The organism is Sulfitobacter sp. CB2047 (assembly GCF_000735125.2).
In the GTDB taxonomy this organism is placed as follows: Bacteria; Pseudomonadota; Alphaproteobacteria; order Rhodobacterales; family Rhodobacteraceae; genus Sulfitobacter; species Sulfitobacter pontiacus.
This window is the reverse complement of record NZ_CP072613.1, coordinates 2,510,909-2,523,583: the sequence shown is the minus strand read 5'-3', so window position 1 is coordinate 2,523,583 and position 12,675 is coordinate 2,510,909. Positions and strand designations below refer to the sequence as shown.

The window sequence follows — 12,675 nt, the reverse complement described above, 5'->3', positions numbered from 1 at the left end:
GCAAGCATCTGCCCGTGGATACAGCGTAAAACAGCGCAGATACAACGCGCAGGACGAATATGCTCAGTTCCCCCTCACTGCCCGCCGCACATGGACTTGGTCCGCAGCAGATCCCCCTTCGGCCCCTGGTTGGCTATCTCGCGATTGCGGTGACCGTGCTGGTCTGGGCGGGGTTCGCGCTGTCCACCCGTGCCGCCAGCGGGGCGCAGCTGACGTTTGGCGATGTGGCGCTGATCCGGTCGGGTATTCCGGCGCTGTTCTTTTTGCCCTTCCTGCCAAAACGTATCGCTGTGTTAAGGCAGTTGCCCGCGCATCGCTGGCTGATGATCGCGGCGGGGGCGGGGCTGCCGTTCTTCTGGCTCGCGGCTATGGGCGGGGCGCAGACCTCGGCCACGCATGTGGGGGCGTTGATCGCCGGGACGACACCGGTGTCGGTGGCGGTTCTGACGTGGGTGATCTACCGCCAGCGCCCCGCGGTCATGCTGCCGCTGGGGATCATCCTCGTGGGGGTGGCGGCGCTGATCGGGGCCTCGGGCAATCTTGCGGCAGGCAGTTTGACCGGCGTGGCGCTGCTGCTATCGGCCAGCCTGTTCTGGGGGTGCTATACGCTGGGGCTGCGGGGCAGCGGGTTGGACCCGATTGGCTGCGCGCTGGTGCTGGCACTGCCGTCCACGCTGGTGCTGCTGCCGCTGCTTGCCACGGGGGTGTTGCCCAGCAATCTGACGCAGGTGCGACTGGCCGAGGCGATGCCGTTCATGCTTGCCCAAGGGGTCGGCGTCGGCCTTGTGTCGAGCCTGACCTATGCCATCGCCATCGCCCGCCTTGGCGTCGCGAAATGTGCCGCGATCGGGTCGCTCGCCCCTGCGATTGCGGCGGTGCTTGCCGTGCCGCTGCTGCACGAGGCCCTGACGCTTGGCACGATTTTCGCCGTTCTCATCATCTGCGCCGGCGTCATGCTGGCCAACCGTCCCAAGGAGTAACCCCGATGCTCGACGCGCTTGCCGCCCTTCCCGAAGACCCGATCTGGGGTCTGACCTCTGCCTTTCGCGCCGATCCGCGCAGCCACAAGATCGACATGGTCATCGGCGTCTACCGCGATGACAACGGGGCCACGCCGAATATGAAGGCGGTGCGCATGGCCGAGCGCGCCTTGGCGCAGGACAGTGCGCCGAAAACCTACCGCGCTTTGGCGGGCAATGCGGTGTTCAACGCGGGCATGGCGCGGCTGGTCTTGGGCGATGCGCCCGCGCGGATCGCGCGCAGCCATGTGATCCAGACGGTCGGCGGGACAGGGGCCTTGCGTGTGCTGGGGGATATGCTGGCCAGCTTGCGCCCCGGCGTCACGGTTTGGAGCACGGACCCCGGCTATGTGAACCACCGTCCGATATTCGAGGGGGCCGGGCTGACGCTGCAGCTGTATCGCTGGCAGGCCAAGGGTGACGCGCTGGATCTTGACCGCGTGCTCGCGGATCTGGCGGCGGCGAAGCCGGGGGATGTGGTGCTGCTGCACGGCTGCTGCCACAACCCCACGGGCATCGATCCCGATGCGGATATGTGGCAGGCGCTGGCCCGATTTTGCGCGGCGCGGGGGCTGATCCCGTTGATCGACATTGCCTATCAGGGCTTTGGCCGCGGGCTCGACGAAGATGCGGCGGGGCTTCGGGTGATGGTCGACGCGGTGCCTGTGGCGATGGTTGCGGCAAGCGGGTCCAAGAACATGGGGCTATATTGCGAACGTATCGGGGCGGCGATGGTGCTGGGGCCGGATGCGGCGTCCATCGCCCATGTGGGTCGCCACCTAGAGACATTGACCCGCGCGAATTATTCGATGCCCCCCGAACATGGTGCCGCTGTCGCCTGCCACGTCTTTGACACCCGCACCATCTGGGAGGAAGAGCTCGACAGCATGCGCGCCCGTGTCCAATCGCTGCGGCAGCAATTGGCAGATGCGCTGGCCGCGATTGATGCGGACCCCGCATTTCAGGCGCTGCGGCACCATCGGGGGATGTTTTCCCTGCTGCCCCTCGCGCCCGACCAGATGGAGAGCTTGCGCCGCGACCACGCGATCTATGGCACGGCCACCGGACGGATCAATATCGCCGGTCTGCGCAGCACGCAGATCGAACAGGTCGCGGCGTCGCTTCGGGAGGTGTCACAGGCGTGACACTGGCCCGCCCCTTGGGTCAGCGTCTGTAGGTCTTAGCGCGGAGCGGCGTCGAGCATCCCCAGACGCGGCTCTGTCAGCGAGGTCACGGCAATGCGTCCGTCGGGCAGGGTCACGGCACCCGTGGTCAACGCATAGTCCCCTGCCGGATCCTGAAGCGTTTCCAGCACTTTGCCCGAGGCATCCATTCGCAGGACAAAGCCATAGCGCAGCGGCGCGGGTTTCATTGCGTCGGGCAGGCGCATGATCACGCGGCGCAGGAAGGGGCTGTTTGCCAGTTGATCCATGACGGGGTTGCGCGGGCTGACCAGACCGACCCAGAATGTGCCATCGGGGGCGTTGTTGATATTGTCTGGAAATCCCGGCAGGTTCTCTAGCACCACCGTGCCTGCGCTGCCGTCCATGGGGAAGCGCCAGACGCGGTAGTTGCCGGTTTCGACCACAAATACCGCGCTGTTCGCGTCATCCACCGCCACCCCGTTGGCAAAGTTCAGACCGTCGGCAAAGACAGTCGTTTCGCCCGATGCGGGGTCGTATTTCAAAATGCGGCCGTTCGACGAATGCTCCACCAGATCCAACACCGATGCCGCCAGCGTGCCGCCGTTATCCTGCGCACCAAAGCGGGTCGAGGCATCCGAGAAATAGACGCTCCCATCGGCGGCGATATCCACATCATCGGCGTAAAGGATCGGGCTGCCGTCCTTGGTCGTCTCGGCCAGCAGGGTCACCTGGCCGCCGCGGTCCACCGACAGCAGGCCACGATAGGCGTCGGCGACGTAAAGCGTGCCGCTGTCGTCAAATTCGATCCCAAGAGGGCGGCCCCCGGTCTGCGCAAAGACGGTGATGGCCCCGTTCTCTTCGATCCGCAGGATTTCACCATCATGGGTGGCGACATGTACCAGCCCGTCCGGGCCGATATCGGCATCCTCCGGCCCGCTGCGGCCCTCAAGCTCGACGATCTTCAATGCGGTCAAACGGTCGTTGGCCGCGAAATCACCGGTGTAGCCCTGATCCGGCGGGGCCTCCCACGCGACGGGGGCGACGGATACGGGCCAGAATGCAAGATAGGCAAGCAAGGCCAGCAGGGCGATGCCCAGTAGTGTAAATAGTTTTTTCATCGGTAATCTCCTCCCCAGAGCTCGCGCCAAAGTAGTGGCGTACAGCGTAGGGTTGCCGATCCCTCGGGCAGGTGCAAGAGGCAGGATCGCGAGATTTCTGTCAGCCGCCGTGGCCCGTGCGCGGTCGTGTACCCCCTCGCAATAGCGGTCATCGCGAGGGGGTTTTGCTTAGCTCTCTACCTCGAAGGTCAGCCCTGCATTGGCTGTGAGCCGGTCGATGATCGCACCACCAAAGGCAGGGGCCGCCGTCAGCACGCCGCCGGGGGTGTCGGCGGCTTCCTCGATCAGACACAGCGCCGCTTCGGTCAGCATTTTGGAGGTGGAGCCATAGCCCGGATCGCGGTCGCCCTTGACGCCAACGGTCAGCCGCTCTTTGTCAGCGGAGGTGCCGGTGAACATCAGGTCATAGCTGCCGTTGTCGCGTTCTTCTTTCGACGGGCCTTCGCCGGGTTTGATGTCATCATCGCCCATCGGGTTGGATTTGGCGATGCTCTTGGCGATCGCCTCGCCTTTTTCGCCCTTGCCGGTGAACATCATTTCTTCATAGGTGAAATCCGTGCCGTAGGGGTGCCCCATCAGCATATTGGACCGGTGCACGTTCTTGGTATTGATCGACGCCATCACGAAAGGGGCGACCCAGATGCCGAAATCGGGGTCTTCGTAGGGCTTGTTGCCGTAAGGCTGTGCCGGCCCCTCAAACCCCGGTGTCAGCGCGAAGGACGAGACCAGACGTTTCATCACATCGGGATCGCCCATGGCCAGCTTCATCGTCTCTTTGCCCGACGCCGCCGTCCCGCCCGAGAACGTACCCTTCATCCCGCGCACGCGTCCTTTGACGTCTTTCAGCGGCGCGCCAAAGCGTTTTTGTGCCTCTTGCTGCAGGAAATAGACGCCCATATCGAAGGGGATGCTGTCAAAACCGCAGGAGTGTACGATCCGGGCCCCGCTGGCCTTGGCGGCGTCGTTGTACTTTTCGATCATGTCCCACATGAAGGGCGGCTCGCCCGAAAGGTCGACGTAATCGGTGCCCGCCTTGACACAGGCCGCGACCAGCGGCTCGCCATACAGCAGATAGGGGCCGACCGTGGTGATGATCACCCGCGCCCGCGCGACCATCGCGTCAAGCGAGGCAGGGTCAGAGGCATCGGCCTCGATCAGGGGGGTATCGGCGGGCAGGCCCATCTCGTCGCGCACCTGCGCCAGCTTGGACGCGCTGCGCCCTGCCATCGCCCAAGGACGGTCCGGATAGGTCGCGTGGATGTATTCCGCGACCAGCCGCCCCGTAAACCCTGTCGCGCCGTAGATGATGATATCGAATTCAGCCATGTGCCGTTCCTCCCCGATTGGTTGCATGTCTTTGCGCCGACTATGGGACAGCGCAGACGGTATTGGCCATTGCCGAGTTTCAGAACGCTGCGTCGGGGGGCAAAAGAAACGGGCCGCAGCAGATGCTACGGCCCGTCTCGAATTCAGGTAGGATGCGTCCGGATCACTCTGCCGGGAGCTTCCATGCGTCGCGGTCGATATCCAGATCGGCATAATCGTCCGGGTTCAGCACGGGGCGTTCGACGCCTGCCTTTAGCTGACGACGGAAGTCGCGCAGCAGGCGCATGGCCACGGGGAAGAGCATCATGATCGCCAGCAAGTTGACCAACGCCAGGATACCCATCATCGGATCCGAGAAGAAGAACACCGCAGTCGCCGCCGGTGCTGTCGCACCCAGGAAGACAATCGCGATGATCGCAATCCGCAGGCCGAGGATGCCCAAGGGGCTCTTGGTCAGTACCGTCATCGCGTTTTCACCCAGATAGTAGTTGTAGATGATCGACGAGAACGAGAACAGCAGGATCGCGCCGCTCAGGAAATACTGCACCCATGTGCCCAGATGCGACACCATGCTTTGCTGTGTCAGCGCCACGCCGTCGATGCCTTCGGCACCGGGGACATAGACATCGCCCAGCAGGATCACGAAAGCCGTGCACGAGCAGATGATGATCGTGTCGATAAAGACCGAAAACGACTGCGTGATGCCTTGGCTGATGGGGTGACGCACCTCGGCGGTGGCCGCGACGTTCGGGGCCGAACCCAGACCCGCCTCGTTCGAGAACAGACCGCGCCGCAGACCTTGCGCAACCGCAGCACCCATACCGCCACCAACGGCTTCTTGCAGGCCGAAGGCATTGGTCACGATGTCATAGATCACGCCGGGCAGGCTGGTGATGTTGAGCAGGATCACGATCAGCGCCATTGCCAGATAGCCGATGGCCATGATCGGCACGACAACGTCCGACACTTTGGCAATGCGGTGGATGCCACCAAAGATGATAAAGCCCGAGATGGCCGCCAGCGCGATACCGGTCCACAGACGGTCAATGCCAAAGCTGTCCTGCATCGAACCCGCAACCGTGTTGCCCTGGAACGCGTTGAAGCCCAGACCGAAGGCCGCGATCAGGCAGATCGCGTAGATCACTGCCAGCCAGCGGTATTCCTTACCCAACCCGTGGATGATGGCCGCTGCCGGACCGCCGCGGTAGCTGTGCTCTCCGACTTTGCGCTTGAAGAGCTGTGCCAGCGAACATTCGACAAGGCTGGTGGCCATACCGACCAACGCGATGGCCCACATCCAGAAGACCGCACCCGGGCCGCCAAGGGTGATCGCAACCGCGACGCCCGCGATGTTGCCGCCGCCGACACGTCCACCGACCGACACCAGCAAGGCTTCGCGTGCTGAAATCTGGTTGGAATCATCCGCGTTGTTCTTGTTCGACAGCACGCGGAACATGCGGCCAAAGTATTCGATCTGCACAAAACCGGTGGCAATGGTGATGAAGATACCGAAAATGACGAGGATCGGGATCAGCGACCATCCCCAGGTGAAGTCTCCGATCCAGCCGAAGAGCGTTTGTAGAAATTCCATATAAATGTCCCTTTGTTTTGCCGCGTTTTACGGTGTTCTTGGCCAAAGCGTAAAGCCGAATGACGCAGCGCGAAGCACGCAGCCTCTGCGCGACGTCTAGTGCGTTGATCCTTATACAGGTTATTTCGCAATTCAACTCTAGCGGGTCGGTTCTTTACGCGTTATTCGGCCATTTCTCCGCATTGATCCGCAGCCAGATAGGCGTGTTGCGCGTCAAACTGCGCAAAGCAGCTCAGCGCGAGGTGGATTTTGACGAAGGCCGCCTCGGCTGTCATCTGGCCGCCATCGACCACCCCGCTGTCGCGCAGCGCCTTGCCCGCGGCGTAGGTGCCGATCTGCATGCCGCCCTCCGCGCATTGGCTGACGGCCACGACGGGCACGCCCTTGCCTTGCGCCTTGCCCAAGGCGGCACGCAGGGCGGGGCTGTCGGGGACCGTGCCCGCGCCAAAGCAGCGCAGAACGATCCCGTCGCAGGTGGTCGCCGCATGATCCAGCAGGGCGGCGCTGAAACCGGGGGTGACGGTCAAAAGGGCAACCTCCTGGGGGCGCAGGGGGCTGAGCTGCGGGTCGGGTGCGGTGACACGCGGTGCCCTGTCGGTTGGCGCGGCGGTAAAGGCGTCCAGCGCTTGCGAATGGGCTTTGCGCACCCGCCCGCCATGCAGCCGTTTGCCGCCGAATTGCACCCAGACCCCCGCCGGTGCGGTACGCGCTGCGGCAAGCGCATCGATCAGATTGGCCGTGCCGTCCGTGTCAGCCACAGTCAGCGGTCGCATCGCGCCGGTCACGATCACAGGCTGCGCCAGACCGGGCAACGCAAGGCACAGGGCGGCGGCGGTATAGGCCAGCGTATCCGTCCCGTGGGTCACGACGAAGCCGTCAAAGCGGCCCCGATGCTGATGGATGGTCTGCGCGATGCGTGCCCAATCCTGCGCCGTGGCAAGGGCGGAATCGATCAGCGGATCAAGGCGCAGCACCTCGACCTCTCCGGTGACCTTGCCGCTGGCCACCAGCGCTGCGACCGCATCTTCGACCACCCCCTCGCGAGGGGCGAAACCGTCGGGGGTCTGGGCCATGCCGATCGTGCCGCCCGTGTGGATCAAGAGTATCGCCATGCTGCGCCCTTTGTGTTGATTGCCGCCCAATATGCCCCGTCCGGAGCCCTGCAAAAACTGCCGCAGGCGGACCAGAAGCGCCCGTCGCTGTCAAGCCTGTTGACCGTCGGCGTATGGGGCCAAAGCCGCCATGACGTGACATCCGGCTTGACGGGCAGGGTGCGGCGGCGCGTATATACGCCCGACACGACCGGAAGGCCCCCTGATGCGCACACCGACCCGCCGCCACTTTATCGCCCTCGCCAGTGCGGGTGCCGTTGCCGGATGTGGCGGGCAGGGCGGGTTCTCTGTCGTTGATCCGGACCACGCCAGCGCAGGTGTAGGGGAGGATGTGGGCGCAGGCGTGCAACAGCTGCTCGTTGCGACCACACGCACCGCCGATCCCGCGCCGATCGCCTATGGGGCGGGGCGGGCCAAGACGCTGGATTTCGCGCGGCTTGCCATCTCGATCCCGCCGAACCACGAGGTCGGGCAGATCGAACGCAGCCGCGGATCGCGGGCCGACCCCGCACGCCATTTCGCCCTCACCGGGGCAGAGACCTTGCCGGATCTGGAGGCGCTGGTCACTGCCGCCCGCGCCACGTCGACACCGGGGCAAGAGGCGGTGGTCTTTGTGCATGGCTATAACAACGGTTTTGCCAAAGCCGCATACCGTCATGCGCAGGTGGCGTGGGACTATGAATTGAAGGGGCCGCAGATCCACTTTTCGTGGTCGTCAGCGGCGAACCCGTTCGAATATACCTATGACCGCGACAGCGTGCTGATCGCCCGCGATGCGCTGGCGACTTTGCTGCGGCGCCTGCTGCGCGAGGACGGGCTGCGCGTATCGCTGGTCGGGCATTCGATGGGCGGGCTGCTGATTATGGAGACATTGCGCCAGATCGCGCTGAGCGGGGACCGCGCCCTGCTGGATCGTTTGTCTGCGACGACGCTGATCTCGCCCGATATCGATATGGATCTGTTCCGCGCGCAGGCCCATGCGCTTGGCCATTTGCCGCAGCCCTTTACCGTGGCGATCGCGCAGAACGACCGGTTGCTGCGCCTGTCGTCGGGCTTGTCAGGGGGGGCTGCCCGTCTGGGATCGGTAGAGGATCTGGACCAGCTTGAAGGGCTTGGCGTCTTCGTGGTGGATATGACGGGCATTGCCGACACGGGCAGCAATCACTTCCTGCCGGGCACCTCGGCCTCTGCCATTGCGCTGATAAAGGGGTTGCGAGACGCCGATGCGCTGGCCCCGCAATCCCTGTCGGTCGGACCGGTAAGCATCAAGCTCGGCGGGTAGCCTCGTCGCCGTCCAGGCCCGCTGCTGAAATGGCCGCCCGAAGCGCTGTGCTAAAGCGCGCCATCATCGTGGCGTCCTGTGACAAGCTGCGGCGCAGGGATCGGGGCAGTTCCAACTGCACGCCCGCGCCGCTGCGGGTGCGGTTGCAGATGTTGCTGGGGTGTACGCCGGGCAGGGCCGTATTCAGCGCGGCCCCGAAGCCCGCCGCGCGCAATGCGTCGCCGACAGCATCCCGCAGGGTTTCGTCACGCCCGCCCAGCCAGACCGTGTCGGAGCCATCATCCTTGCGCCCGTGAATGGCGATCGACGTGTCCGCCCCAGCCACCAGTGCCAGCGCCCGAGGTTCATCAAACCGATGCGAGGTGATGTGGTAATCGCCATGCGCCCCGGCGCGCAGCGCCTCGAACAGATAGAACGACAGATCATCTCCGGCGACAGCCCGTGCGATGCTTGCCGTTTCCGGTTCGATCGTCCCGCCGTGGGGCGCAAGGATCGCGACGCGCGTGCCGCGATCCTGCACGGTGGTACGGTAGTCCTTGCCGTGATCATGCGCCGCGGCGAGCGTGGCGAAATCGGGGTAGCGGTCGGCCATAGTCTATACGTCCAGCTTGGTGATCGTTTTGCTGATCTTGCCGTCGACGCGACGCAGGCTCACCATCTCTCCGAAGCGGATGTGTAGCCAGTCTGACCCATCCTCGGTCAACGGTTCCGACGCGAAAATGGCTGAGGTCGCTTTGCCCTCGGGGCTGGCATCGACCTTGTAGCTGTCGGCGTAGTCCTCGAAATTCTCGCCCATCAACAGGTACATCGGTTCAAGCAGCATCGACAGGGCGTAGTCATCGGTGCCGGGGCCGGCTTTGCGCAGCTCTTTCCAGTTGCCTTCGGGTGCGGTTTCGCCTTTGTGGCCGGCCCCATAGTTCACGCCGATGATCCGGTCGGTGGACACCAGCGCGATCTTCAACTTGGTCAGGGCGACCAGATCTAGCTTGCGCATCGCCTGCAATACGGCATCAAGCAGCTTCTCGAACGCTGCCTGCACGTCGTCATCGCTATCGCCTTCCAGTAGGGACAGCAGCAGCACGTAGAAGAATTCCGTGTCTGTCGTGCCTTTCATCTGCCGTAGGAAATCGTCTTTGCACAGGGGCAGCAATTCGCGTTGCAGCAGCCGCCAATGGGGCAGGGCTCCGTTCTGCGCGATGATCCACGGGGTGCCCTTGAACGAGAACGGGTGGCAGTTCTCGTCCGCCAGCACATTGCGGGCGTCATAGGCCGCAGCGCGGACATGGGCGAGCATGGTGCTGGCCTGCAAACTGGGGATGATGCCGGGGGCGTTGTCATCGTGGAACGCGGCCATGGGGCGGTGATACAGCAGCGGTTCCTCGGGCTTCAGCAGATGCGCGCTCCATAATCCGAAGCCCCAACCGGCGAGCTGCAGGTTCGGGTGCAGCTCGGGGTCAAGGCTTTGGTTGATCAGACTGTTTTCCGGCTTGATCAGCAGGCTTTCAAGCGGGATTTCAGGCCCGATATAGGCGAGAACGCGGCACATGGCTTTCCTATCACATCAAGGGGCGATCAGGGGCACCACCAAGCGGCGGCATCCCGTATCATTCTGTCAGCTCAGGTAGGGCGGCGCGGGCCAAAGGCCAGATCAGCGGATCAGAGGGGGCGGACACCTGCGCATGTGGCAGGGGCGTCCGGCAAATGCAGACGGTCGCGGGTCAGCGTGTTGCGCTCACAGCGCGACAGGTGCTGTTTTGCGGCATCCGTATCGCCACTGAACCGCTGCAAGGCGCGCTGCCACGCCCGCAGGGCAGAGCGTGCGGACCAAGGCAATGCCGCTTGGGCCAGCCAGCCGCGCAGTTCCGGCGGCAAGCGGTCATAGGCGGCCATCGGGTCTTGTGTGCGGCGACGTGCGGCAAGGCTGCTGCGGCAGTTGGGCTGGCGAAGGGTGGTTTTCGGCATGGTACTTTTGTCGCTGGAAGCAAGGGGTGCGCCGCCACCGTCAAGGCAGGCAGCGGCGCAGGATGTCAGTGCGCCTGCATCTCGGCAGAGATGTCAGCGGGGCTGAGGGCCGCGGGGTAATATGTCGGCCAGTTGGTGACCTCTTTCAGCAGGGCCGCGCGATCATCCCCCCAATATAGGTGATAGTGATCTGCCTTGGCGGGCGCGATCTTGTGGTCGCTGAACTGGAAGAACATCGGAGCCTCGGCGTCACCGCTGACCTTTTCAAAGATATAGCGCACACCGCGATTACCCTTTTCATAGGTCAACACCTCGAAGCCGTCGCTTTCATACCGCCCCTGCACCGATGTCTCGCCCGTGTAGAAGGTTGCGGTATCGCCCGAGAATACGATCCGGTCGACATCGGTGGCATAGCCGGTGGTGTAATAGGCTTTGTATTCCGCGGCGGTTTTGTCACCCTTGGCCGCCTTATGCGCCATCACTGCGTCCAGATCACCGCTTTGCAACAGCGGGTAGACGGACTGCCAGTCGCCCTCCCAGTCGGCCAGTGGGCGCGGTTTGATCTGCGCATCGTCGAAGTAGCCTTTGTAGATGTCGTCGTCGCCGTGGTCGTGCTTGTGGTCATGGTCATGGTCATGGTCATGATCGTGGGCTTCGTGGTCATGCGCCTTGTCTTTGGCGTGATCCGCAAGGGCGGGCAGGGCTGTGGCGGCAAGAGAGGTCGCGGCCAGAGCGGAAAGAAATGCGGTGTGGATGCGGGTCATCATGGGCTCCATTCAGGTCGGTAAGGAAGTGATTCGTTATGTTATAACGTAACTCTTTTCCTACAGGCAAGCCACGCGGAGAGCAATGATCAGAATTCTTGATTAAATCAGTCAAGGCGGTAAGGTCGGGACACGATTGCCGGTAGGGAACTTGAAAAAGGGCCGTGCAGTCGCTCTGGGAGGAGAACAAAATGAAGACTAATAATAGTATTAATCGACGTTCGTTTTTGACCAAATCGGCAGTCGCTGGCGGGGCTGCGGCTGGCAGCATGCTGGCGGCTCCGGCGGTTCTGGCGCAAGCGCCATTGGTTATCAAAATGCAAACGTCATGGAATGATGCCAACATCTGGCAGGACTTCGCACGCGACTATGCCACCCGCGTCGAAGAAATGTCGGGCGGACGCGTCAAGGTCGATGTGCTGCCTGCCGGCGCGGTTGTTGCGGCGTTCCAAGTGCTGGACGCTGTGAATGACGGCTTGATCGATGCCGCGCATTCGGTGCCTGTCTATTGGTACGGCAAGAACAAGGCCGCGTCGCTGTTCGGCACCGGTCCGGTTTTCGGCGGGTCCGCAACGACGATGCTGTCGTGGTTCTACGAAGGCGGCGGCCAAGAGCTGTATAACGAGCTGACACAGGACATCATGGGCCTCGACGTGGTTGGCTATATGGGCTTTCCGATGTTTGCGCAGCCCTTTGGCTGGTTCAAGGAAGAGGTGAATTCGGTCGAGGATCTGCAAGGGTTCAAATATCGCACCGTGGGTCTGGCGGCCGATCTGATGGCCAAGCTGGGCATGTCCGTCGCTCAGCTGCCGGGCGGCGAAATCGTGCCTGCGATGGAGCGTGGCGTGATCGACGCTTTCGAGTTCAACAACCCCTCGTCGGACAAGGACTTTGGCGCGCAGGACGTGGCCAAGAACTACTATCTGTCGTCTTATCACCAGGCGTCGGAAAGCTTCGAATTCCTGTTCTCGCGGACCTTCCTTGAGGATCTGGACCCGGACCTGCAGGCGATCCTGAAATATGCTGTCGAAGCGGCCTCTACCGCGAACACAGCCAAGGCGATGAACCGCTATTCTGCGGATCTTCAGTTCTTGCAGGATGAAGCAGGGGTCACCGTGCGCCGCACCTCGAAAGAGATTCTGGACGCACAGCTGAAGGCATGGGACGAACTGATCCCCGAGCTGGAAGCCGATCCGTTCATGAAAAAGACCCTCGACAGCCAGCGCGAGTGGGTCAGCCGTGTGTCGTATTACGAGCTGATGAACTCGCCCGACTACGGTCTGGCCTACGAGCATTACTTCCCTGGCAAGATCAAGCTCTGATCCCGCTGACAGGTAAAGTACAGAACCCCGGCAC

12 protein-coding genes are annotated in these 12,675 nt (G+C 63.0%); 4 read left to right on the top strand and 8 right to left on the bottom strand.

Annotated features, from left to right (window positions below):
* Positions 1-59 precede the first annotated feature (59 nt).
* Both IV89_RS12490 and IV89_RS12485 read left to right on the top strand, forming a co-directional pair.
* Positions 60-980 carry a DMT family transporter gene (locus IV89_RS12490; RefSeq protein ID WP_235183757.1) on the top strand — a complete coding sequence of 307 codons (921 nt, stop codon included), beginning with the start codon at positions 60-62 and terminating at the stop codon, positions 978-980.
* Between the two features lie 5 nt (positions 981-985).
* Positions 986-2,164 (top strand): aromatic amino acid transaminase, encoded by a 1,179-nt coding sequence (locus IV89_RS12485; protein ID WP_037943688.1) that lies wholly within the window; start codon positions 986-988, stop codon positions 2,162-2,164.
* Between the two features lie 35 nt (positions 2,165-2,199).
* Here the strand turns inward: IV89_RS12485 and IV89_RS12480 are convergent, their stop codons facing one another.
* The 4 genes from IV89_RS12480 to IV89_RS12465 all read right to left on the bottom strand — a co-directional run bounded on the left by IV89_RS12480 (position 2,200) and on the right by IV89_RS12465 (position 7,311).
* Positions 2,200-3,282 carry an SMP-30/gluconolactonase/LRE family protein gene (locus IV89_RS12480; RefSeq protein ID WP_037943689.1) on the bottom strand — a complete coding sequence of 361 codons (1,083 nt, stop codon included), beginning with the start codon at positions 3,280-3,282 and terminating at the stop codon, positions 2,200-2,202.
* 168 nt (positions 3,283-3,450) lie between these two features.
* On the bottom strand, positions 3,451-4,608 hold the full coding sequence (locus tag IV89_RS12475; RefSeq protein ID WP_037943690.1) for a saccharopine dehydrogenase NADP-binding domain-containing protein: 1,158 nt from the start codon (positions 4,606-4,608) through the stop codon (positions 3,451-3,453).
* Between the two features lie 163 nt (positions 4,609-4,771).
* Positions 4,772-6,199, bottom strand: coding sequence for an alanine/glycine:cation symporter family protein (locus IV89_RS12470; RefSeq protein WP_037943691.1), 1,428 nt, complete (start codon positions 6,197-6,199; stop codon positions 4,772-4,774).
* A gap of 161 nt (positions 6,200-6,360) precedes the next feature.
* A complete protein-coding gene (locus IV89_RS12465; RefSeq protein WP_037943692.1) occupies positions 6,361-7,311 on the bottom strand; it encodes an asparaginase in 951 nt (316 codons plus the stop codon).
* 205 nt (positions 7,312-7,516) lie between these two features.
* Between IV89_RS12465 and IV89_RS12460 the strand changes: the two genes are divergently transcribed.
* Positions 7,517-8,593, top strand: a complete 1,077-nt coding sequence (locus tag IV89_RS12460; protein ID WP_037943693.1) for an alpha/beta fold hydrolase — start codon at positions 7,517-7,519, stop codon at positions 8,591-8,593.
* Here the strand turns inward: IV89_RS12460 and IV89_RS12455 are convergent.
* From IV89_RS12455 to IV89_RS12440, 4 genes are all read right to left on the bottom strand, one after another.
* On the bottom strand, positions 8,577-9,185 hold the full coding sequence (locus IV89_RS12455; protein ID WP_037943694.1) for a poly-gamma-glutamate hydrolase family protein: 609 nt from the start codon (positions 9,183-9,185) through the stop codon (positions 8,577-8,579). The genes IV89_RS12460 and IV89_RS12455 overlap by 17 nt on opposite strands.
* Positions 9,186-9,188: 3 nt before the next feature.
* The gene (locus IV89_RS12450) at positions 9,189-10,139 is read right to left on the bottom strand and encodes a class II glutamine amidotransferase (RefSeq protein WP_037943695.1); all 951 of its coding nucleotides are present in this window, start codon (positions 10,137-10,139) and stop codon (positions 9,189-9,191) included.
* A gap of 110 nt (positions 10,140-10,249) precedes the next feature.
* The gene (locus tag IV89_RS12445) at positions 10,250-10,555 is read right to left on the bottom strand and encodes a DUF6525 family protein (RefSeq protein ID WP_037943696.1); all 306 of its coding nucleotides are present in this window, start codon (positions 10,553-10,555) and stop codon (positions 10,250-10,252) included.
* 65 nt (positions 10,556-10,620) lie between these two features.
* Complete coding sequence (locus IV89_RS12440) at positions 10,621-11,319, bottom strand: metal-binding protein ZinT (protein ID WP_107277680.1); 699 nt, start codon at positions 11,317-11,319, stop codon at positions 10,621-10,623.
* Positions 11,320-11,510: 191 nt separating this feature from the next.
* Here IV89_RS12440 and IV89_RS12435 point away from each other — a divergent pair, with 191 nt between their 5' ends.
* Positions 11,511-12,641 (top strand): TRAP transporter substrate-binding protein, encoded by a 1,131-nt coding sequence (locus IV89_RS12435; RefSeq protein WP_037943698.1) that lies wholly within the window; start codon positions 11,511-11,513, stop codon positions 12,639-12,641.
* Positions 12,642-12,675: the final 34 nt, after the last annotated feature.

Excerpts from the sequence above, each read along its gene's own strand:
- IV89_RS12490 (WP_235183757.1), top strand. The coding sequence starts at position 60 with ATGCTCAGTTCCCCCTCACTGCCCGCCGCACATGGACTTGGTCCGCAG.
- IV89_RS12485 (WP_037943688.1), top strand. The coding sequence starts at position 986 with ATGCTCGACGCGCTTGCCGCCCTTCCCGAAGACCCGATCTGGGGTCTG.
- IV89_RS12480 (WP_037943689.1), bottom strand. The coding sequence starts at position 3,282 with ATGAAAAAACTATTTACACTACTGGGCATCGCCCTGCTGGCCTTGCTT.
- IV89_RS12475 (WP_037943690.1), bottom strand. The coding sequence starts at position 4,608 with ATGGCTGAATTCGATATCATCATCTACGGCGCGACAGGGTTTACGGGG.
- IV89_RS12470 (WP_037943691.1), bottom strand. The coding sequence starts at position 6,199 with ATGGAATTTCTACAAACGCTCTTCGGCTGGATCGGAGACTTCACCTGG.
- IV89_RS12465 (WP_037943692.1), bottom strand. The coding sequence starts at position 7,311 with ATGGCGATACTCTTGATCCACACGGGCGGCACGATCGGCATGGCCCAG.
- IV89_RS12460 (WP_037943693.1), top strand. The coding sequence starts at position 7,517 with ATGCGCACACCGACCCGCCGCCACTTTATCGCCCTCGCCAGTGCGGGT.
- IV89_RS12455 (WP_037943694.1), bottom strand. The coding sequence starts at position 9,185 with ATGGCCGACCGCTACCCCGATTTCGCCACGCTCGCCGCGGCGCATGAT.
- IV89_RS12450 (WP_037943695.1), bottom strand. The coding sequence starts at position 10,139 with ATGTGCCGCGTTCTCGCCTATATCGGGCCTGAAATCCCGCTTGAAAGC.
- IV89_RS12445 (WP_037943696.1), bottom strand. The coding sequence starts at position 10,555 with ATGCCGAAAACCACCCTTCGCCAGCCCAACTGCCGCAGCAGCCTTGCC.
- IV89_RS12440 (WP_107277680.1), bottom strand. The coding sequence starts at position 11,319 with ATGACCCGCATCCACACCGCATTTCTTTCCGCTCTGGCCGCGACCTCT.
- IV89_RS12435 (WP_037943698.1), top strand. The coding sequence starts at position 11,511 with ATGAAGACTAATAATAGTATTAATCGACGTTCGTTTTTGACCAAATCG.